This window comes from Paraburkholderia sp. SIMBA_027 (assembly GCF_046535315.1).
GTDB lineage: Bacteria > Pseudomonadota > Gammaproteobacteria > Burkholderiales > Burkholderiaceae > Paraburkholderia > Paraburkholderia tropica.
In genome coordinates this window covers 267,044-285,183 of sequence record NZ_JAWRWY010000009.1, presented here as the reverse complement: position 1 = coordinate 285,183, position 18,140 = coordinate 267,044, and the positions used below count along the sequence as shown (strand labels likewise).

The window sequence follows — 18,140 nt, the reverse complement described above, 5'->3', positions numbered from 1 at the left end:
GGCTCCGTATTGACCTCGCTCCAATCCTGCGTCCGTCGGCGCGCATACGCCCAGCAGCCCACGGAGGCGTCCCGGCGCCTTTGTATAATCGCGGTTTCGGCCCGCATTCACGCTGCATTCAGCCCGCATTCAACGCGCATTTAACTTTTTGACCGGCGTTCACCTTTCATGCTCAGTTTCGCCCTCGGCTTCATCGTTTCACTGCTGGTCACGCTGCTGATCGTGCGTTACGCGCATCTGCATGAAAGGTTTTCCGTCGATTCCGATCTCGCGGGCGTGCAGAAATTCCACGCGCGGCCCGTGCCGCGCATCGGCGGAACCGGCATTCTGGCGGGACTCGTGGTGGCCGCCGCGCAGCTTCACCACGCCTGGCCGACCGTGTCCGGCGGCATTCTCGGCATCGTCGCCTGCGGGTTGCCTGCGTTCGGCTCCGGGCTCGTCGAGGATCTGACCAAGAAGGTCTCGCCGCTCGCGCGCCTCGTCTGCACGATGGCCGCCGCCGCGCTCGCGTATTTCCTGCTCGGCATCGCGGTCACGCGCATCAGCGTGCCGCCGCTCGACTTCCTGCTTTCCTACGCGGCCATTTCGTGCGTGATCACGGTGCTGGCCGTCGCGGCGCTCGCGAATGCCGTCAACATCATCGACGGCTTCAACGGCCTCGCCTCGATGGTCGCCTTCATGATGTTCGCCTCGCTTGCCTACGTGGCGTTCCAGGTGCACGACCCGGTCGTGCTCTCGGCCTCGCTGATCATGATGGGCGCGGTGATGGGCTTCTTCATCTGGAATTTCCCGGCGGGCCTGATCTTTCTCGGCGACGGCGGCGCGTACTTCATCGGCTTCATGCTCGCCGAACTGGCGATCCTGCTCGTCATGCGCAACCGCGACGTCTCGGCCTGGTATCCGGTGCTGCTGTTCATGTACCCGATCTTCGAGACCTGTTTCTCGATCTACCGGAAGAAGTTCGTGCGCGGCATGTCGCCCGGCATTCCCGACGGCGTGCATCTGCACATGCTGGTCTACAAGCGCCTGATGCGCTGGGCCGTGGGCGCGCGCACCGCACGCGAACTCACGCGCCGCAATTCGCTGACGTCGCCGTATCTGTGGCTGCTGTGCCTGATCGCCGTGATTCCGGCCACGCTGTTCTGGCGCCACACGCTGCATCTGTTCTGCTTCGTGGTGGTGTTCGCCTTCACTTACGTGTGGCTCTACGTGAGCATCGTGCGCTTTCGCTCGCCGAAGTGGCTCGTGGTGCGCAAGCAGCGCCGGACCTGAAGCGGCGACGGCAGTGGCAGCGGCGGCGAGCGGCGCAAGTGCCGCACCCGCCGCGCATCCTCCGCGTACAGATGGCCCCGCTGCGCCCCGCCGTGCGGGTACAATTTACCGGATGGCTGCCCGGTGCCGGCCATCGCCTTACCGCACGCCGTTGTGCACCGCGATCAGGGAATCCATCACAAGGAGAGCCGACATGAGCCGTTACCTTGCTTTTGCCCTTGCGCTGTTCGCCGTCACCCTCGCCGCCTGCAACACCATCGCCGGAGCCGGCGAAGACATCTCGAAGGGCGGCAACGCCATCACCAATTCAGCGGACAAGGCCAAGTAACGCGATAGGCCTGCCCCCGGCCCCGCCTTCGCGCGGGGCCGTTTCGTTTGTGCTTCGCCCTCAATGCTGCGCGCGCAGCCTCGCCACTTCCTCCTCCAGCTCGCGGATGCGCGCGTCGCGCTCGTCCAGCGCCGCTTTCACGTCGGCGGCCTCGAAACGCTGCGGAATATGCTGCGGGCAGTTCAGATCCCACGCCGTCACCGTGAAGACGATCGCGCGGTCCGCGCGCGCCTTGTAGCCGGGCGGCATCAGCCGTTCGATCAAGGCCGGGTCGTCGTCGATCACGCGCGCCTCGCCCCAAATCTTGACGCGGCGCCTGCGCGCGTAATCGATCAGGAACAGATACGCCTTCGCGTTGTCGGTCAAATTGCCGAGCGTGATGTATTGCTGATTGCCGATGAAATCCGCGAACGCGATCGTGCGCGCGTCGAGCACGCGCAGGAAGCCCGGCGGCCCGCCGCGATGCTGGATGTACGGCTGGCCTTCGCTGTTCGCGGTGGCGAGGAACACGCTGCGCTGCGCCTCGACGAACGCCTCGATATCGGGCGTGAGGTCGGTGCCGAAACCGCGCTGCGTCTCCATCCGGGCATACATTTCGCGGGAACCCAGCTGCGTCTGCATCGCCTTCACGGTGGGCGTGAACGCGACGTCGCTCGGGTAAGCGTGAACGGGCGATTCCATCTTCGGCTCCTTCTGGCTGCGCGGCAGCGCGCTGGAGATACCAAGATAGGGCCTACCGTCGGCAAAGAGAATCCCGCGCGATCGGGAATCATCCTCCCGAATTTCGGGAGGCTCGCAGCACAGAGAAAAAGCGCGCGTGCATCGTAGCTCCTTTGCGCTGCGCGAAGCGCTACCCTTGTAGCTCGCGCCGCGCCGCGCGAGTCCACTCATCGCTTCGGCCGGGGCGTTCGCCTCATCCGCCGCAGCGCATTGGCTGTTTCAGGCCGGGAGGAAAGCATGTCGAAAACGATCTGGGTCGTCGTCGCCAACCGCGTCACCGCACGCATTTTCGCGACGGATAATCCGCTCGGCGCCATCGAGGAAGTCGAGACGCTGCTTCATCCCGAAAGCCGCGTGCAGGAACAGAGCCTCGTGAGCGACCGCTCTGGCCGCACCGAGCGCTCGGGCGGGTCCGGCCGCCAGTCGAGCGACCCCGACACGCAGCATCACGAGCACGAAACCACGGTGTTCGCGGCGCAGGTCGCGGCCCTGCTCGCGAAGGCGCGCAACGACGCGCGTTACGGCACGCTCGCGCTGATCGCGCCGCCCGCGTTTCTCGGCGCGCTGCGCAAGGCGCTCGACGCGCAGACGCGCCATCTCGTCACGCTCGAACTCGACAAGGATCTCGCGCTGCTCGATCCGCGCACGCTGCGCACGCATCTGCCCGAGCGGCTCGTGCGCGCGGAAACCTGAACCTTCGCGCGTAAAAATCGCGTCGATCCCGCGCCGATCCTGCGTAATGCCCGCCTAACCCGCGAGGTGCGCGAGACAGGTGCGCACGAAGCCGATCGCGTGTTCGCCGGCCAGCATGCCTAGCAGGCCGACGAGCGCGATCGTGGGCGGCGCCGGCGACTTCACGTCGAGCAAGCTGTAGAGCAGGCCCGCAAGCGCGCCCACCGCGAACGAAACCAGATAAGCCTTCATCGTTGCGCTCCCCGCCCTTGCGTCCGGTTCATCACGTCCGTCAGGCCATGTCGATCACGACGCGTCCGCGCGTGCCCGCGGCGACCGCCGCATAGGCGTCCTTCGCGCGTTCGAGCGGATAGTGCGCCGCCACCACGGGCGCGGCGAAGCGGCCCGCGTCGAACGCTTCGGCCAGCGCGCGCATGATCGGCGCGGCGTCGGCGACGCCGAGCTTGGCGCTGTCGGCGCCCAGCAGCTGCGTTTCGTTGTGATAGAAGTCGATCAGGTCGAACTCCACGCGGCGCTTGCCCGTCGCGCTGATCTCCACCACCCGGCCGCGCCGCTTGGCGAGCGAGAGCGCCAGTTCGAACGCCACGCCGCCGACCGCGTCGTACACCACGTCCGCGCCCGCGCCGCCCGTGAGTTCGCGCACGCGGCGCGCGGTGTCGGCGTCCATCTGCACGAAGGCGTCGATCAGGCGCGCCGCCGGCGAATCCGCGTCCGGCGCCTCGCGGCCGATGCCGATCACGCGCGCGCCGCGCGCCTTGGCGATCTGCGTGACCGCGCCGCCCACGCCGCCCGACACGCCGATCACGGCGATCGTTTCGCCCGCGGCCAGTTGCGCGTAATCCACGGTGCCGAGCCAGCCCACCACGAAATTCACGCCGATCGAAGCCGCCTGCGCATGCGTCAGCGACGCGGGCTTTTTCGCCAGCGCGGCCACGGGAATCTCGATGAACTCGGCGTGCGTGCCGTCGCGCGTAAAGCCGATGTCGCCGCCCGTGCCCCAGACTTCGGCGCCGAGCCATTCGTCGGGGCCGGCGACCACGACGCCGCTGAAATCGCGGCCCGGCACGCGCGGCGGCACGGTGTGATCGAAATGGCCCGAGACGTTCTTCACGTCGCTCGGATTGACCGACGCGTTTTTCACCTGGACCAGTGCGTGGCCGGCGGCGGGCTGCGGCGTCGGGAGATCGACGAATTCGAGGACGTCGGGCGTACCGAAGGTCGTGAAACGGATGGCTTTCATGGCATGACTCCGTGAGTGCGTTCTAGCGTGAGAAGCAGTCTAGATTGCCGGGATGCCGTGATGTGGACAGATGTTTTCGAATTTCGGACAAGGCGCGCGCAAGAAAACGGCCCGCGCGGTGGCGGGCCGTTTTGGCATCGTCGAGACACGCCGCTCAGAGCGCGTTCAGCGGAATCTTCAGATAGCGCACGCCGTTGGCCTCCGGCTCGGGCATGCGGCCCGCGCGGATATTCACCTGGATCGACGGCAGGATCAGATTCGGCATGGCCAGCGTGCGGTCGCGCGCCGTGCGCATCTGCACGAAGGCGTCTTCGGTCACGCTGTCGTTCAGATGGATGTTGCCGCGGCGCTGCGCGGTGACCGTGGTTTCGAACGCCGGGCCGCGCGACTCGGGCGGGTAGTCGTGGCACATGAAGAGACGCGTCTCGCCGGGCAGATCGAGCAGACGGCGCACCGAGCGATAGAGCGTGTGCGCGTCGCCGCCCGGGAAATCACAGCGCGCCGAACCGACGTCGGGCATGAACAGCGTGTCGCCGACGAACACCGCGTCGCCGATCTGGTAGGCAAGATCGGCGGGCGTGTGGCCGGGCACGTGCATCGCGCGCGCCGTGAGCGGACCGACGTGGAAGGTCTCGTTGTCCTTGAACAGATGATCGAACTCGCTGCCGTCGGCGGCCACCGTATCGCCGAGATTGAAGACCGTGCGGAACACGCCCTGCACCGTGCGGATGTGTTCGCCGATCGCGATCTTGCCGCCCAGTTGCTGCTTCAGATACGGCGCGCCCGAGATGTGGTCGGCGTGCGCGTGGGTTTCGAGCAGCCACTGCACGGTGAGCCCGTACTCGCGCACGAAAGCGATCACGCGGTCGGCGGAACCCGTGGACGTGCGGCCCGACTTCGGATCGTAGTCGAGCACGGGGTCGACGACCGCGCACACCGAGCCGCGCCCCGTGTGCACGACGTAGGTCACCGTGGACGTGGCGGGATCGAAGAACGGCTCGACGAGCGCCGCGGGGGACGCAGGGGTCACGGGGGCGGCAGCGATGGGGGACTCGGACATGGGTGCTCCAGACGACAAACTCGGACAGATTCGGACAACGGCGCGCAGCGGCCGGAACACGCTGCGACGCCTTCCCTTTCGAAAAATGCGACTAAAACGCGCGCGAGACTGCGGGGCGGCGTACGGGCCGACGCATTCATTCCGACAACGTCATCGCGATGCTTTATTGAAACACATATTATGAACGGATATAATGTTTGTCAACAAACTGTCAGCCTGTCCGGGACGCTGTGACGCGGCCGGGCCGACCGAACCTTGATCCGGCGCTCACCGGCGCCCATTCGCCGCACGACCATGAACTCACCGATCACTCCCGAAGCGCTCGGCGCCCTGCGCGAATCTGCCGAGAAATGCTGTGCGCTGCTCAAGGCGCTCGCGCACGAAGACCGTCTGCTGCTGCTGTGCCAGCTCACCGAAGGCGAGCGCAACGTGGGCGAGCTTGAAGCGCTCGTCGGCGTGCATCAGCCGAGTCTCTCGCAGCATCTGGGCGTGCTGCGAGAGGAAGGTCTCGTCGAAACGCGCCGCGAGGGCAAGTACATCTATTACCGCCTCGCCAGCCACGAAGTCATCCAGGTGATGCAGACGCTGTCGAGCCTCTACTGCGGCCGCCTCAAGGCGCGCCCCGCGTAAGCCGTGTGATGGCCAGGTGACGCCCATGAATATCGATCTCGCTCACTTCACGCCGCTCGCCTCGCTCGCGGGCGGTCTCATGATCGGTGCGGCGGCCGCGCTGCTCGTGCTCGGCAATGGGCGCGTGGCGGGCATCAGCGGCATCGTCGGCGGCTTGCTACGCGTACGCGATGCGGCGGGAGAGCGGGCGTGGCGGCTCGCGTTCGTCGCGGGGCTGTGCGCCGCGCCTTGGGTGTGGTGGCTCGCGCGGATGAATGTCGGCGCCACGTCGGATGCGACGTCGGGCGCGGCTTCGTCCACGACAGCCAGCGCCGCCCTGCCCGCTTCAAGCATCGCCGCAGTCATCACCGCATCGCCGCTCACGCTGATCGTCGCGGGCCTGCTCGTCGGCATCGGCACGCGTTACGGCTCGGGTTGCACGAGCGGTCATGGCGTGTGCGGCATCGCGCGCGGCTCGCTGCGTTCTTTTGCCGCAACCGGCCTCTTCATGGCCGCCGGTTTCGTCACGGTCTACGTGGCGCGGCACCTCGTCGGAGCCTGAAAAATGCGCGCAATCCGCCCATTCGTCGCCCTCGCCTGCGGTCTGCTGTTCGGCCTCGGCTTGATCGTCTCGGGTATGGCGAACCCGGCCAAGGTGCTAGCCTTCCTCGACCTCGCGGGCCGCTGGGACCCGTCGCTGGCTTTCGTGATGGCGGGCGCCATTCTCGTCGCCGCACCCGCTTTCCGTTTCGCGCGCACGCGCACCGCGAGCCTGCTCGGCGCGCCCATGCAACTGCCCACCGCCACGCGCATCGATCTGCGGCTCGCCATCGGCGCGCTGCTGTTCGGCGCGGGCTGGGGTCTCGCGGGCTTCTGCCCCGGTCCCGCGCTCGTCAGCGCCGCGAGCGGTCAGCCGCGCGCGTGGCTGTTCGTGGCCGCGATGCTCGCGGGCATGGCGCTGTTCGCCGTGTTCGAGTCGCGCACCCGCCGTTCTTAATCTGCCCCACTCAGGAGTTTTCGAGTCCATGCAAATCGTGCAACACGACGCGCGCTTCGCGAGCGCCGATCAGATCTCGCCCGCCGACCTCGCCGAGATCGCGGCTGCGGGCTTTCGCTCGGTCATCTGCAACCGGCCCGACGGCGAAGGCGGCCCGACGCAACCCGCGTCCGCCGAGATCCGCGCAGCCGCGGAGCAACTCGGCCTGCAATTCGCCTGGCTGCCCGTCACGCCCGGCAAGATCGGCCCCAATGAAATCGCGCAGTTCACGCAACTGCTCGCCGACCTGCCCGCGCCCGTGCTCGCCTACTGCCGCACCGGCAATCGCGCGACCAACCTCTGGCAGTTCGCGCAGGCCAGCGCCGCCGCGCATCCGGTCGCCGAACCGGTCGCGCCCGCCGTCACGGCCACGCCCGCCTGCGACTGGAACGCGGACGAGAAAGCCTGGGACGTCGTCGTGATCGGCGGCGGTCTCGCGGGCATCTGCGTGACGTCGAGCCTGCTGCGCCGCCAGCCGAATCTGCGGATCGCCATCGTCGAGCCCAACGATCATCACGACTATCAGCCGGCCTGGACGCTCGTGGGCGGCGGCGCATTCGACGTGAAGAAAACCCGCCGTCCGATGGCGAGCGTGATCCCGCGCGGCGCGACGTGGATCCGCGCCGCCGCCGAGCGCGTCGAGCCGCATGCGAACCTCGTGCGCCTCACCAACGGCGAGTCCGTGGCTTATCGCCAACTGATCGTCGCGCCGGGGCTGCGCCTCGCGTGGGAACGCATCGCCGGTCTGCAGGAAACGCTCGGCAAGAACAACGTCACCTCGAACTATCGCTACGATCTCGCGCCGTACACGTTCGAACTCGTGCAGCGCATGCAGGGCGGCACCGCGCTGTTCACGCAGCCGGGCATGCCGATCAAGTGCGCGGGCGCGCCGCAAAAGGCGATGTATCTGGCCTGCGATCACTGGATGAAGCGCGGCGTGCTCTCGAAGATCAAGGTCGAATTCGATCTCGCGGGCGCGGTGCTGTTCGGCGTGCCGACCTTCGTGCCGCCGCTCATGGAATACGTGAAGCGCTACGACGCGAAGCTCGAATTCAACGCGAACCTCGTTGCGATCGACGGCCCGGCGCGCAAGGCCACCTTCGAAGTGAAGGACGCCGACGGCAACGTCACGCGCGTGGAAAAGCGCTTCGACATGATTCACGTGGTGCCGCCGCAGGTGCCGCCCGATTTCATCCGCGACAGCGAACTCGCCGACGCCGCGGGCTGGTGCGAAGTCGATCACGCGACCTTGCAGCATCCGCGCTGGCCCAATGTGTTCTCGCTCGGCGACGTCAGCTCGACGCCCAACGCGAAGACGGGCGCGGCGGCGCGCAAGCAGGCGGTGATCGTCGCCGAAAATGTGCTGGCCGCGCGCGCGAACCAGCCGCTGCGCTATCGCTACGACGGCTACGGTTCGTGTCCGCTGACGGTCGAAAAGGGCAAGGTCGTGCTCGCGGAGTTCGGCTACGGCGGCAAGCTGCTGCCCACGTTCCCGCTCGACCCCACGCGTCCGCGCCGTCTGATGTGGTTCCTCAAGGCCAGCGTGCTGCCGCGCTTCTACTGGAGCGGCATGCTCAAGGGCCGCGAGTGGTTCACCGGCGCGGCGCACGAGTAAGCGTCGCGCTGCCTGCCGAACCTGACGTCACTTCGGAGAAGTTCCACATGGCGCATATGGATATGGTCACGCTGGTCAGCGCCGCGCTCGGCTCGGTCGTCGGCCTGATCCTCGCGCTGACGGGCGCGGGCGGCGCGATCGTCGCGGTGCCGCTGCTGGTGTTCGGGCTCGGCCTCGAAGTCGCGCAGGCCGCGCCGATCGGCCTGTTCGCGGTGGCGCTCGCGGCGGGCATCGGCGCGCTGCTCGCGCTGCGCGAAGGCAAGGTGCGCTACAAGGCCGCCGCGCTGATGGCGGTCTCGGGCGCAATCATCTCGCCCGCCGGGCTGTGGGTCGCGCATCGCGTGCCCGACGCGCCGCTCATGATGATATTCGCGCTCGTGCTGGCGCGCGTGGCGTGGCGCATGTTTCATCAGCAACGAGCGAGGACCGACGACGACGCGCTCGATCTGCAAGGCGGCGCCGACCTGTGCGCGTCCGACCTGCCCTGCCGTCTCAACGCCGATCGCGGCAAGCTCGACTGGACCGCGCCCTGCGCGCGGGCGCTCGCGCTCTCGGGTGCGATGGCGGGCTTTCTCTCGGGTTTGCTCGGCGTGGGCGGCGGCTTCGTGATCGTGCCCGCGCTCAAGCGCGCCTCGGACATTCCGATGCAAGGCATCGTCGCGACGTCGCTGGCCGTGATCGCGCTGGTCTCGACGGCGGGCGTGGCCGCGTCGGCGGCGAGCGGCCACATGCTCTGGCTCAACGCCGTGCCGTTCGCGGCGGGCGCGCTCGTCGGCATGCTGATCGGCCGCGTGTTCGCGCGCCATGTGAGCGGCGCGCGTCTGCAGCAGTCGTTCGCGGTGTTCGCGGGATGCGTGGCCGTGGGCATGGCCGTGAAGGCCGTCCACGCGATGATGGCGGCGGGCGTGGTGTAACGCGCGCGGCTTCGGTTCAAGCGGGGCGGCTGAGTGCCGCCGCGCCGCTCATCCCTCGAAATCGAGCCCGCCGATCAGCACGTCCGGCTCGCCCTGCGTGCGCGTGGAAAAGTCCACCGGACGCGCCGTCTCCCACGAGGCCATCTTGCGCATCGTCGCGTCGAGATAATGCGCGAAGCGCGCCTCGCCGCCGGGCTCCATGAGCCGCTCGATCTCGTCGACGTCCCACGTCAAAAACACGTTCAGCGGATACGCATACGGATGGCGGTTCTCGCTCGACGTCCCCGAAAGGCGCACGCGCGTGGGATGGCCGCGGCCCGCGTTCGGCACGACCTCCACGTGCACGTCCGGCCCAAACTGCTTCGCGAGCCGCGCGGCAATGCGCGGCGCGAATTCTTCCTCGAAGCGATGGACGGCTTCGTTGCTCATGCGCGCGTGTCTCCCTGTTCGGCGAATCGCGGATGCCGCTTGTGTGCGGCTTGTCCGTGCTGTGTTCGCAGCTTGCCGAAACATCCTACCGCGACGTCAGCGCAGCAGCCAGTCGCCGTAGGATTTGCTGCCGATCAACAACACTGCGTGCACGTCTCGCGCTTCAAGCGATACCTCACGCCGTCTCGCGCATTCGACGCGCCGCCAGCAAGGTGCTGCGCAGCCCTTCGAACGAATAGATCAGCAGCGCGACCCAGATCGCGCCGTATCCGAACGCGCGCACCGAGCCGAACGGCTCGCCATAGATCAGCACGCCGGTGAGCAACTGGAGCGTCGGCGTCACGTACTGAATGAGGCCGAGCATCGAAAGCGGAATGCGCCGCGCGGCCGCCGCGAACAGCAGCAGCGGCACGGCCGTGATGGGCCCCGCCGCCACCAGCAGCAGTTGCAGGCCGAGCGGCGCGCGCGCGAAATGACTCGCGCCCGCGAGGCCGATGATCGTCAGATAGATCAGCGCGACCGGAAACAGCAGCACGGTTTCGAGCGCGAGCCCTTCGAGCGCGCCGAGCTTCGCGGTCTTGCGCAAGAGCCCGTAGCCGCCGAAGGTCACCGCCAGCGCGAGGCTGATCCACGGCGGCGTGCCGTTCTGCCAGGTGAGCCAGGCCACGGCGAGCGTCGCGATGGCCACGGCGCACCATTGCAGCGGCCGCAGCCGTTCGCGCAAAAACGCATAGCCGAACACCACGTTGATCAGCGGATTGATGAAGTAGCCGAGACTCGCCTCGACGATATGCCCCGCGTTCACGGCCCAGATATAGAGCCCCCAGTTGGCCGACAGCAGCACGGCGCTCGCCGCGAAGCGCGCGAGCAGACGCCGGTCGCGCAGCGCGGGCCGCAGCCACGCCCAGTGATGACGCACCACGAGCACGCCGAGCACGAACACGAGCGACCACGCCATGCGATGCGCGAGCATTTCGAGCGCGGGAATCTGGTGCAGCGTCTTGAAGTAGACGGGAAACAGCCCCCACAGAGTGAAGGCGGAGAATGCGTACGCGATGCCGGGATTCATGATTCGTTCTGGTGTCTGACTGCGGGCCGGCCGCGAACTGTCGGCGATCGAACCGCGCTGCGAGAAGGCCGGGGCAAGCTGGCTCGCGCCCATCCGATGGACGCACTCACGCCGACGACAGGCCGACACGCGAGGTCCGGAGCGAGCGAAATATCGGCCAACCCTGCGCCGAACCGCCGGTTTTGCGACAATAGCGGATTTTCGCCGCCAGCCCTTGCCGCTGTCCAGCCTGACGACGCGCTTACGATCCCCACGCGATCGACGCCGCCGCGCCAGTCCGGACGTGATCGCGACACGGTGCGAAGCGTCATAGCCCAGGCAGTCAGGCCACTTTAGTCCGCGATAGTCCGCGCCGTCCGCGATGACCCTACCCCATATCGATCTGCTGTATTCCGTCTCCGGCCTCGCAGTTGGCTTTCTGGTCGGCCTGACCGGCGTGGGCGGCGGCTCGCTGATGACGCCGATCCTCGTCCTGCTGTTCAACGTGCACCCCGCGACCGCCGTCGGCACCGACCTGCTTTACGCGGCGGCGACCAAATCGGCGGGCACGCTCGTGCACGGCCTCAAGGGATCGGTGGACTGGCGCGTGACGCTGCGGCTCGCGGCCGGCAGCGTGCCCGCCGCGACCATCACGCTGATCCTGCTGCACCGCTTCGGCATGGATACGCCGCGCGCCGGGCATCTGATCCAGTCGGTGCTCGGGGCGGCGCTGCTCATCACGGCTGTCGCGCTGATCTTCCGGCCGCAGCTCGCGGCGTTCGCCTCGCGCCATCGCCATGCGCCGGGCGAAGCGCGCACGCTGTTCTTCACCGTGCTCACGGGCTCGGTGCTCGGCGTGCTGGTCTCGATGACTTCGGTGGGCGCCGGCGCGATCGGCGTGACGGTGCTGCTGCTGCTCTATCCCGCGCTGCCGACGGTGCGCATCGTCGGCTCCGACGTCGCGCATGCGGTGCCGCTCACGCTGCTCGCGGGCGCGGGGCACTGGCTGCTCGGCTCGATCGACTGGTCGATGCTGCTCTCGCTGCTGTGCGGCTCGCTGCCGGGTATCGCGATCGGCAGCATGCTGTCGTCGCGCGCGCCCGAGAAGCTGCTGCGCGTGCTGCTTGCGGCCACGCTGACGCTGGTCGGCGTGCGCCTCGTGCTGGCCTGAGCGTTACGCGGCTGAATTCAGCCTCGCGCGATTCAGCGTGGCGCGATTCACATAGCGAAACCGGCGCGCCGCGCCTCAGCGGCGCGCGCGCCACGACCCGCCGGCGCGCGCCATCGGCGTACCCGGCGTGCCCCCGGCCTGAAGCCGCTTCAGGCGCTTCAGGCGGATTCAACCCGCGTCAGAGATACGGCGCCTGGCGAAAAAACCGCCCGTTCAGATCGACCTCGAATTGACGCAGCCACTGCCCGCGCGCATCGATGCGATACGCCTGGGCCCAGGCGCCGCGCCGCACGACGAGGAGTTCGCCGTGCTCGGGATCGTCGGGATCGGTTTCGCCGCGCACGTCGAAATGGATGGGCGCAAAGCCATGCCGCGCACAGGCCAGCTCGAACGCGGCCCGGTCGATCAGCGGCAAATCGGTATAGGTGTGGATAGTCATGACAGTTACCTGCAATGAGTCCGCGCACGATCCACGGATAGCATGACCGGGACCTGCGCACTTCCAACATATACCGCCAATTGCGCGTCCGCTGTGTGTCAGTCCGCACTTGCGCGCGCGCTTTTCCTCGCGCGCTGGAAATAGTCCGATAAAAGCGAGCCGATAAACGCAGGCCGAAAACCGCGGACGATGAAAGCACCCCAAAAAAACAAAACGGGCTCCGGCGCGATGCCGGAGCCCGTTCGTGCCGCCCGCGCGCCCGGCGGTGCTGCCGGAGGCGCGAGTGATCGGCTTACGACTTTATTGCTGCATGACCGTCAGCTTGTTCGTCACCGACTTCACGCCCGCCACGCCTTGCGCGACCTGGCCGGCCTGATCGATCTGGTCCTGCGACGGCACCGAGCCGGTCAGCGTAACCGCGCCGCTGCGCGAGCGCACCGTGATGTTCGACACGTCGATGCCCTGCGCCTTCGAAAGCGCCTTGCGCACCGTGTAGCCCAGCTTGCGGTCGGCCTTCTTGCCGGCCGGAGCGGCCTTCGTGGTCGTGGCGGCAGCCGCGCCGCTCGCTGCCGAGTTGTCCTGCGCGTACACGCTGCACGCCACCGTCACGCAAGCGACTGCGGCCAGGGTCTTCAGAATAGCGACCGATTTCATGTTCTCTCCTTGTTGCTATCGCGTAAGTACTTCTCTCGTTGCTTCGCTCATTGCTTCGCCCAATGCTTAGCTCCGTAGCGAGGATGGACCGCTTCGGCCGACGGCAGACGGCGCATGCACCGTCTGCCGGTCGCGCACCGGCGGCTTCGTTACGACACCCGCGGGCAGCCGCCGGAGGCGCCTTCGAGGGCGCGCGCGACGACATAGCCGTGGTCTGGCCACGCTGATGCGAGAGAGTGCGAGAGGCTGGAATGGGCACGGTGCGCTGGGCGGGGGCGGGATCGGTCGATCCACCCTGACGCGCCCTGGCCGCGTACCTCGTTATTGTCTTTTGTTCGTTTTGTTCTGTGTCTCGCGGCGGACGGCAAGGGCCGCCGCGGCGCTCCACAATTTAGCCTGGGCGGGGCGCGAGCGCAAAGGATTTAAGGGCGCGGCGCGGCTTGCGCGCCACGGCAACCGCGCGGCACGCTCACGGCAACCTGTTAGCCGCCGCAACGGCGATTCTCATGTACCATCGGCGGGCGGACCGGCCGCGAACGGCCCGGGCGGACCGCCCGCCCGAAACGGCCGACGCAGCGAGCGCGCCGGGCGCACTGAGCACAGCGCGCGCCGACCGTGCAGACGCCACGTCCGCGCACGTGCACCGGCGTCCGACTACCCGGCGCGCATCGCCCGCCCCACGAACCTCCGAGGCCCGCCTTTCCCCGATGAAGTCCCCCACCGGCCGCAAACCTCCTCCCCGTCTCGTCGCGCGTTTCGTGGCGATTTCGTGGCGCGACCTGGCCGTCTCCTTCGGTCCCATCCTGCTCGTGAGCGTGGCCGCCATCTGGCTCGCCGTGCGCCTGATCCAGCCCGCGCCGCCCAGCACGCTCACCATGAGCGCCGGCCCCAAGGGCAGCACGTTCTGGAACGCCGCGCAGAAGTACAAGGCGATCCTCGCGCGCAACCGCATCACGCTGAACGTGCTGGAGTCGGAAGGCTCGGCGCAGAACCTGCAGCGGCTCGCCGATCCGGCTTCGCACGTCGACGTCGCCTTCGTGCAGGACGGCCTCGCCAGCAAGGTGCCCGACCGGCTCGTCTCGCTCGGCAGCGTCGCCTACGTGCCGCTCGCGGTGTTCTATCACGGGCCGCCCGTCACGCGGCTGTCGCAGTTCGAAGGCGAGCGCCTCGCCATCGGCGCGGAGGGCAGCGGCACGCGCGAACTCGCGCTGACGCTGCTCAAGGCCAACGGCATCGTGCCCGGCGGCAAGACGCAGTTGCTGCCGCTCTCCGGCGACGACGCCGCCCGCGCGCTCGTCGAAGGCAAGATCGACGCGGCTTTCCTGACCGGCGACTCCGCGCAGCCGCCCGTCATGGGCCGCCTGATGCGCATGCCGGGGGTGCGCTTTTTCGACTTCACCCAAGCCGATGCCTACGCACGTCGCTTTCCCTACCTCACGGCGATCACGATCCCGATGGGCGCGTTCGATTTCGGCCGCAACCTGCCGCCGCATCCGTTGCAGTTCATCGCGCCGACGGCCGAACTGGTCGCGCGCGACTCGCTGCATCCGGCGCTGTCCGATCTGCTCGTCGATGCAGCCAAGGAAGTGCACGGCCGCTCGACGCTGCTCCAGCGCGCCGGCGAATTCCCGGCGCCGCGCGCCCAGGACTTCCCGATCAGCGACGACGCCGCGCGCTACTACAAATCGGGCAAGGGCTTCCTCTACCGCGTGCTGCCGTTCTGGCTCGCGAGCCTCGCCGACCGCCTGCTGGTGGTGCTGGTGCCGATCATCGTCGTGCTGATTCCGGGGCTGCGGCTCGTGCCCGGCCTCTACGCCTGGCGGGTAAAATCGCGCATCTACCGCTGGTATGGCTCGCTGATCGCGCTGGAACGCGCGGCGCTCGCCGACAACTCGCCCGCCGAGCGGCGCACGCTGCTGCGCCAGCTCGACACCATCGAGGAATCGGTCAACGGCATGAAGATGCCGCTCGCGTATGCGGATCAGTTCTACGTGCTGCGCGAGCACATCGGCTTTGTGCGCTCGCGGCTGTCGCCCGCCCGCGAGGGCGGCGCGGCGCGCGGTGAGCATGGCGCGAGCGGTCTGGACGGATTCGGCGCAATCGGCGGATTTGGCGGTATGAGCGGCGCGCCCGAGAACGCCGAAGTCGATACGGGCGACGCGATGGACGAACGCGTCGCCGAAGAAGCGCCCGAGGCGAAGGAAGCCGGCGCGGAAGCGAACGTGGAAGCGAACACGGAAGATAACGCGGAAGCGAACGTGGAAGACAAGGCAGAAACACGCAACGAAACACGCGGCGCCTGACACCGCCCGCGCAGAAATTGCAGCACGCAGCACCGAATACGATCGATACTCAAACGACGGGTCGCCGCTGCGGCCCGCATGAAAGCCCATAGCGGAGGAACAGCATGATCAGCGGCATCGACGCCAGCCAGCCAGCCTGGTTCTACGACTTCGTGTCGCCGTTTTCGTATCTGCTGCTGGAGCAGTACGACAAGTGGCCGGGCTTCGACTTCGCGCCGACGCCGGTCCTGCTCACCGACCTGCACCGCCATTGGGGCCAGCCGCTCGGCGCATCGATTCCGGCCAAGCGCATCTTCACGTACCGTCACGCGCTGTTCCGCGCCGAACAACTGGGCATTCCGTTCAAGATGCCGCCCGCGCATCCGTTCGACTCGGTCAAGCCGATGCTGCTCGCCATCGCGGCGGGCGGCGACTTCGCCTGCGTGCGCGAGATCTTCCGCTTCATCTGGCGCGAAGGCCGCGACCCGTCGACCGAGGAAGGCTTCGAGCAATTGTGCGAGCGCGTGGGCATCGCGCACGGCGAGGCGCTGATCGAGGAAGAAGCGGTGCGCGCGCAACTGCGCCGCAACACCAACGACGCGATCTCGATGGGCGTATTCGGCGTGCCCACGTTCTGGATGAACAAGCAGTTGTTCTGGGGCGAAGACGCGCTGCCGATGGTGCTCTACTGCGCGCGCACGCCGAACTGGCTCGACTCGCGCGAGGTCAAGCGCATCAGCGCGCTGCCTTCGGGTTTGCCGAAGCCGGAAAAGGCCTGAAAACCTGCGGCGAACGCGGGCGAGCGACGTCCAAGCAACGTATAAACCACGTCCGCCGCCCGCGCTGATCCCCGCCATACCGCGCGCCCTATGGCCAGCGCGCGCGCCGCGGCTTAAGGTTATGCCTGACGCCGTGCGCACGAAGCGCGGCGCGTGCGCGCTCACTGCGTTCCCCGCGTTCCCGCTTTCATCGCCATGGACGACTCTGCCCTTTCCCTCGATATCTGGCTCGTGCGCGTGCTGCGCACGCTGCTGGTCGAGCGCAGCGTCACCCAGGCCGCGCTGCGGCTGAACCAGACGCAGCCCGCCATCAGCACCGCGCTGCGGCGGCTGCGCGAAGTGCTCGGCGACCCGATCCTCGTGCGCGGCAAGGCCGGCATGGTGCCGACGGAATACGGCGAGTCGCTGCTGCAATACGCCCAGCGCGTGCTGCGCGACGTCGATTTCGTCGCCACGCCGCACGGCGAATTCGATCCGCTGCGCTCGAAGCGCACGTTTCGCCTCGCCGCGCCCGACTATCTCAACGACTTCTTCATGCCGACGCTGATCGCGCGTTTTCGCGAGGCGGCGCCCGCTGCGCGGCTGGAGATCCTCTCGCTTTCGCCGACGCTCGACCATCACGCCGCGCTCGACGCGGGCGAACTCGACATCGTGATCGGCAACTGGCCGAAGCCCGATCCGCGTTTCGCGCGCAGCGACCTGTTCGCCGACAAGATCGTCTGCCTGATGCGCGCCGACCATCCGCTCGCCCACGCGCCGCTCTCGCGCGAAGATTACCTTGCGGCGGGCCATCTCGCGCCCACGCCCTACACCGGCGCGAACGCGAGTCCCGTCGAGCTGGGCTTCGCGAAGGCGCGCGCGCATCGCCATATCGTCGCGACGCTGCCGTATTTCGGCCTCGTGCCGCAAGTGCTGCTGCAATCGGATCTGATCTTCACGACCACGCGCCGCTTCGCGCTGCACTACGCGGGCATGCTGCCGCTCGCGGTGGTGGAGCCGCCGTTCGCGTTTCCGCGCATCCGCTGCTATCAGATGTGGCATCCGCAACCGGACCGTCCTAGCGACGTGGGCTGGCTGCGCGAGTTGATCGATGCCGTCTCGGTGTCGTTGACGGTGCCCGCGCGCAAGCGGCGCGCGAAGCAGGACACGTCCTCGAAAGCCGCCATCTGACGCCGCAAAAACAAAAAAGCCGGACAACAACGTCCGGCTTTTTTCAAACTTCCGCAAGCGTGAGCGCGCTACGCCCGCGCGAATCCGCTCTCCTGCGCATGCCGATGAACGTCGAGCGGCATCGCCACGCGCAACTGCATCAACTGCGCGGCCACGGCCACCGCAATCGACGACGGCGCCTTGTCGACGATTCCCGTCACGCCGATCGGGCAAGTGATCTCGTCCATGCGCTCGCGCGCGATGCCGCGCTCGGCCAGCCGCCGCTCGAACTTCACGCGCTTGGTTTTCGAGCCGATCAGCCCGAACCACGCGAAATCGCGCCGCTTCATGATGCGCAGCGACAGCTCGAAATCGAGCGCGTGATTGTGCGTCATCACGATGAAGTAAGCGCCCGGCGGCGCGCTGTCGACGATCGCCGCGGGCGTGTCGGTGGCCTCGACCTGCACGTTGGCGGGCACTTCGTCGGGGAACAGTTCGTCGCGCTCGTCGACCCATTGCACCACGCACGGCAGCATGCCGAGCAGCGTCACCAGCGCGTGGCCCACGTGCCCCGCGCCGAACAGCACGACGTGCATCGGCCCGTATTGCGGCACCGGCGTGCTGCGTCGGCCGATCACGACGCGCCCCGTCGCATCCACGCGCACACAATGATTCGGATGACTGATCATGTTGCGTTTTCCT

The 18,140-nt window shown here is 67.8% G+C and carries 21 protein-coding genes; 12 read left to right on the top strand and 9 right to left on the bottom strand.

Annotated features, from left to right (window positions below; genetic code table 11):
* Nucleotides 1-168 precede the first annotated feature (168 nt).
* A complete protein-coding gene (locus SB764_RS19100) occupies nucleotides 169-1,272 on the top strand; it encodes an MraY family glycosyltransferase (RefSeq protein ID WP_065057227.1) in 1,104 nt (367 codons plus the stop codon).
* Between the two features lie 193 nt (nucleotides 1,273-1,465).
* Complete coding sequence (locus tag SB764_RS19095) at nucleotides 1,466-1,600, top strand: entericidin A/B family lipoprotein (RefSeq protein WP_065057226.1); 135 nt, start codon at nucleotides 1,466-1,468, stop codon at nucleotides 1,598-1,600.
* Between the two features lie 60 nt (nucleotides 1,601-1,660).
* Here SB764_RS19095 and SB764_RS19090 read toward each other — a convergent pair whose 3' ends face one another.
* A complete protein-coding gene (locus SB764_RS19090; protein ID WP_065057225.1) occupies nucleotides 1,661-2,281 on the bottom strand; it encodes a pyridoxamine 5'-phosphate oxidase family protein in 621 nt (206 codons plus the stop codon).
* Nucleotides 2,282-2,557: 276 nt separating this feature from the next.
* Here SB764_RS19090 and SB764_RS19085 point away from each other — a divergent pair, with 276 nt between their 5' ends.
* Nucleotides 2,558-3,013: a host attachment protein gene (locus SB764_RS19085; protein WP_065057224.1), complete on the top strand. Its 456-nt coding sequence runs from the start codon at nucleotides 2,558-2,560 to the stop codon at nucleotides 3,011-3,013.
* Between the two features lie 54 nt (nucleotides 3,014-3,067).
* Here the strand turns inward: SB764_RS19085 and SB764_RS19080 are convergent, their stop codons facing one another.
* The 3 genes from SB764_RS19080 to SB764_RS19070 form a co-directional block, all read right to left on the bottom strand.
* Nucleotides 3,068-3,244, bottom strand: coding sequence for a DUF1427 family protein (locus SB764_RS19080; RefSeq protein ID WP_065057223.1), 177 nt, complete (start codon nucleotides 3,242-3,244; stop codon nucleotides 3,068-3,070).
* A gap of 40 nt (nucleotides 3,245-3,284) precedes the next feature.
* Entirely contained in the window at nucleotides 3,285-4,253 is a 969-nt protein-coding gene (locus SB764_RS19075) for a quinone oxidoreductase family protein (protein ID WP_410864330.1), read from the bottom strand.
* Nucleotides 4,254-4,407: 154 nt separating this feature from the next.
* On the bottom strand, nucleotides 4,408-5,313 hold the full coding sequence (locus SB764_RS19070; RefSeq protein WP_065057221.1) for an MBL fold metallo-hydrolase: 906 nt from the start codon (nucleotides 5,311-5,313) through the stop codon (nucleotides 4,408-4,410).
* Between the two features lie 294 nt (nucleotides 5,314-5,607).
* Between SB764_RS19070 and SB764_RS19065 the strand changes: the two genes are divergently transcribed.
* From SB764_RS19065 to SB764_RS19045, 5 genes are read left to right on the top strand one after another with little or no spacing between them, the layout of a single operon-like run.
* Nucleotides 5,608-5,943, top strand: coding sequence for an ArsR/SmtB family transcription factor (locus SB764_RS19065; protein ID WP_065057220.1), 336 nt, complete (start codon nucleotides 5,608-5,610; stop codon nucleotides 5,941-5,943).
* 25 nt (nucleotides 5,944-5,968) lie between these two features.
* The gene (locus SB764_RS19060) at nucleotides 5,969-6,484 is read left to right on the top strand and encodes a YeeE/YedE family protein (RefSeq protein WP_065057219.1); all 516 of its coding nucleotides are present in this window, start codon (nucleotides 5,969-5,971) and stop codon (nucleotides 6,482-6,484) included.
* Between the two features lie 3 nt (nucleotides 6,485-6,487).
* Entirely contained in the window at nucleotides 6,488-6,919 is a 432-nt protein-coding gene (locus SB764_RS19055) for a YeeE/YedE family protein (protein ID WP_074981658.1), read from the top strand.
* A 28-nt stretch (nucleotides 6,920-6,947) separates the two neighbouring features.
* Nucleotides 6,948-8,573 (top strand): bifunctional protein tyrosine phosphatase family protein/NAD(P)/FAD-dependent oxidoreductase, encoded by a 1,626-nt coding sequence (locus tag SB764_RS19050; protein WP_082991592.1) that lies wholly within the window; start codon nucleotides 6,948-6,950, stop codon nucleotides 8,571-8,573.
* 56 nt (nucleotides 8,574-8,629) lie between these two features.
* Nucleotides 8,630-9,487, top strand: a complete 858-nt coding sequence (locus SB764_RS19045) for a sulfite exporter TauE/SafE family protein (RefSeq protein ID WP_410864377.1) — start codon at nucleotides 8,630-8,632, stop codon at nucleotides 9,485-9,487.
* Nucleotides 9,488-9,535: 48 nt separating this feature from the next.
* On the opposite strand, the gene SB764_RS19040 is transcribed toward SB764_RS19045, so the two are convergent.
* Both SB764_RS19040 and rarD read right to left on the bottom strand, forming a co-directional pair.
* On the bottom strand, nucleotides 9,536-9,916 hold the full coding sequence (locus SB764_RS19040; protein WP_410864327.1) for a DUF5594 family protein: 381 nt from the start codon (nucleotides 9,914-9,916) through the stop codon (nucleotides 9,536-9,538).
* Between the two features lie 175 nt (nucleotides 9,917-10,091).
* Nucleotides 10,092-10,985 (bottom strand): EamA family transporter RarD, encoded by an 894-nt coding sequence (gene rarD / locus SB764_RS19035; protein ID WP_065057215.1) that lies wholly within the window; start codon nucleotides 10,983-10,985, stop codon nucleotides 10,092-10,094.
* 361 nt (nucleotides 10,986-11,346) lie between these two features.
* Here rarD and SB764_RS19030 point away from each other — a divergent pair, with 361 nt between their 5' ends.
* Nucleotides 11,347-12,135, top strand: coding sequence for a sulfite exporter TauE/SafE family protein (locus SB764_RS19030; RefSeq protein WP_410864325.1), 789 nt, complete (start codon nucleotides 11,347-11,349; stop codon nucleotides 12,133-12,135).
* A gap of 178 nt (nucleotides 12,136-12,313) precedes the next feature.
* On the opposite strand, the gene SB764_RS19025 is transcribed toward SB764_RS19030, so the two are convergent.
* Nucleotides 12,314-12,574, bottom strand: coding sequence for a hypothetical protein (locus SB764_RS19025; protein ID WP_065057213.1), 261 nt, complete (start codon nucleotides 12,572-12,574; stop codon nucleotides 12,314-12,316).
* A 300-nt stretch (nucleotides 12,575-12,874) separates the two neighbouring features.
* The gene (locus SB764_RS19020; protein ID WP_065057212.1) at nucleotides 12,875-13,228 is read right to left on the bottom strand and encodes a BON domain-containing protein; all 354 of its coding nucleotides are present in this window, start codon (nucleotides 13,226-13,228) and stop codon (nucleotides 12,875-12,877) included.
* A 707-nt stretch (nucleotides 13,229-13,935) separates the two neighbouring features.
* Between SB764_RS19020 and SB764_RS19015 the strand changes: the two genes are divergently transcribed.
* From SB764_RS19015 to SB764_RS19005, 3 genes are all read left to right on the top strand, one after another.
* A complete protein-coding gene (locus tag SB764_RS19015) occupies nucleotides 13,936-15,531 on the top strand; it encodes a TAXI family TRAP transporter solute-binding subunit (protein WP_410864322.1) in 1,596 nt (531 codons plus the stop codon).
* 104 nt (nucleotides 15,532-15,635) lie between these two features.
* Complete coding sequence (locus tag SB764_RS19010; RefSeq protein WP_065057211.1) at nucleotides 15,636-16,289, top strand: 2-hydroxychromene-2-carboxylate isomerase; 654 nt, start codon at nucleotides 15,636-15,638, stop codon at nucleotides 16,287-16,289.
* Between the two features lie 195 nt (nucleotides 16,290-16,484).
* Nucleotides 16,485-17,459, top strand: coding sequence for a LysR family transcriptional regulator (locus SB764_RS19005; RefSeq protein ID WP_074981648.1), 975 nt, complete (start codon nucleotides 16,485-16,487; stop codon nucleotides 17,457-17,459).
* A 68-nt stretch (nucleotides 17,460-17,527) separates the two neighbouring features.
* Here the strand turns inward: SB764_RS19005 and xdhC are convergent, their stop codons facing one another.
* A complete protein-coding gene (gene xdhC / locus SB764_RS19000; protein WP_074981646.1) occupies nucleotides 17,528-18,127 on the bottom strand; it encodes a xanthine dehydrogenase accessory protein XdhC in 600 nt (199 codons plus the stop codon).
* Between the last annotated feature and the right edge of the window lie 13 nt (nucleotides 18,128-18,140).

Bases quoted from the DNA above. Each gene is read 5' to 3' on its own strand.
- SB764_RS19075 (WP_410864330.1), bottom strand. From the start codon at position 4,253: ATGAAAGCCATCCGTTTCACGACCTTCGGTACGCCCGACGTCCTCGAA.
- SB764_RS19020 (WP_065057212.1), bottom strand. From the start codon at position 13,228: ATGAAATCGGTCGCTATTCTGAAGACCCTGGCCGCAGTCGCTTGCGTG.
- rarD (WP_065057215.1), bottom strand. From the start codon at position 10,985: ATGAATCCCGGCATCGCGTACGCATTCTCCGCCTTCACTCTGTGGGGG.
- xdhC (WP_074981646.1), bottom strand. From the start codon at position 18,127: ATGATCAGTCATCCGAATCATTGTGTGCGCGTGGATGCGACGGGGCGC.
- SB764_RS19055 (WP_074981658.1), top strand. From the start codon at position 6,488: ATGCGCGCAATCCGCCCATTCGTCGCCCTCGCCTGCGGTCTGCTGTTC.
- SB764_RS19070 (WP_065057221.1), bottom strand. From the start codon at position 5,313: ATGTCCGAGTCCCCCATCGCTGCCGCCCCCGTGACCCCTGCGTCCCCC.
- SB764_RS19040 (WP_410864327.1), bottom strand. From the start codon at position 9,916: ATGAGCAACGAAGCCGTCCATCGCTTCGAGGAAGAATTCGCGCCGCGC.
- SB764_RS19095 (WP_065057226.1), top strand. From the start codon at position 1,466: ATGAGCCGTTACCTTGCTTTTGCCCTTGCGCTGTTCGCCGTCACCCTC.
- SB764_RS19085 (WP_065057224.1), top strand. From the start codon at position 2,558: ATGTCGAAAACGATCTGGGTCGTCGTCGCCAACCGCGTCACCGCACGC.
- SB764_RS19025 (WP_065057213.1), bottom strand. From the start codon at position 12,574: ATGACTATCCACACCTATACCGATTTGCCGCTGATCGACCGGGCCGCG.
- SB764_RS19060 (WP_065057219.1), top strand. From the start codon at position 5,969: ATGAATATCGATCTCGCTCACTTCACGCCGCTCGCCTCGCTCGCGGGC.
- SB764_RS19050 (WP_082991592.1), top strand. From the start codon at position 6,948: ATGCAAATCGTGCAACACGACGCGCGCTTCGCGAGCGCCGATCAGATC.
- SB764_RS19065 (WP_065057220.1), top strand. From the start codon at position 5,608: ATGAACTCACCGATCACTCCCGAAGCGCTCGGCGCCCTGCGCGAATCT.
- SB764_RS19010 (WP_065057211.1), top strand. From the start codon at position 15,636: ATGATCAGCGGCATCGACGCCAGCCAGCCAGCCTGGTTCTACGACTTC.
- SB764_RS19030 (WP_410864325.1), top strand. From the start codon at position 11,347: ATGACCCTACCCCATATCGATCTGCTGTATTCCGTCTCCGGCCTCGCA.
- SB764_RS19090 (WP_065057225.1), bottom strand. From the start codon at position 2,281: ATGGAATCGCCCGTTCACGCTTACCCGAGCGACGTCGCGTTCACGCCC.
- SB764_RS19015 (WP_410864322.1), top strand. From the start codon at position 13,936: ATGAAGTCCCCCACCGGCCGCAAACCTCCTCCCCGTCTCGTCGCGCGT.
- SB764_RS19005 (WP_074981648.1), top strand. From the start codon at position 16,485: ATGGACGACTCTGCCCTTTCCCTCGATATCTGGCTCGTGCGCGTGCTG.
- SB764_RS19100 (WP_065057227.1), top strand. From the start codon at position 169: ATGCTCAGTTTCGCCCTCGGCTTCATCGTTTCACTGCTGGTCACGCTG.
- SB764_RS19080 (WP_065057223.1), bottom strand. From the start codon at position 3,244: ATGAAGGCTTATCTGGTTTCGTTCGCGGTGGGCGCGCTTGCGGGCCTG.
- SB764_RS19045 (WP_410864377.1), top strand. From the start codon at position 8,630: ATGGATATGGTCACGCTGGTCAGCGCCGCGCTCGGCTCGGTCGTCGGC.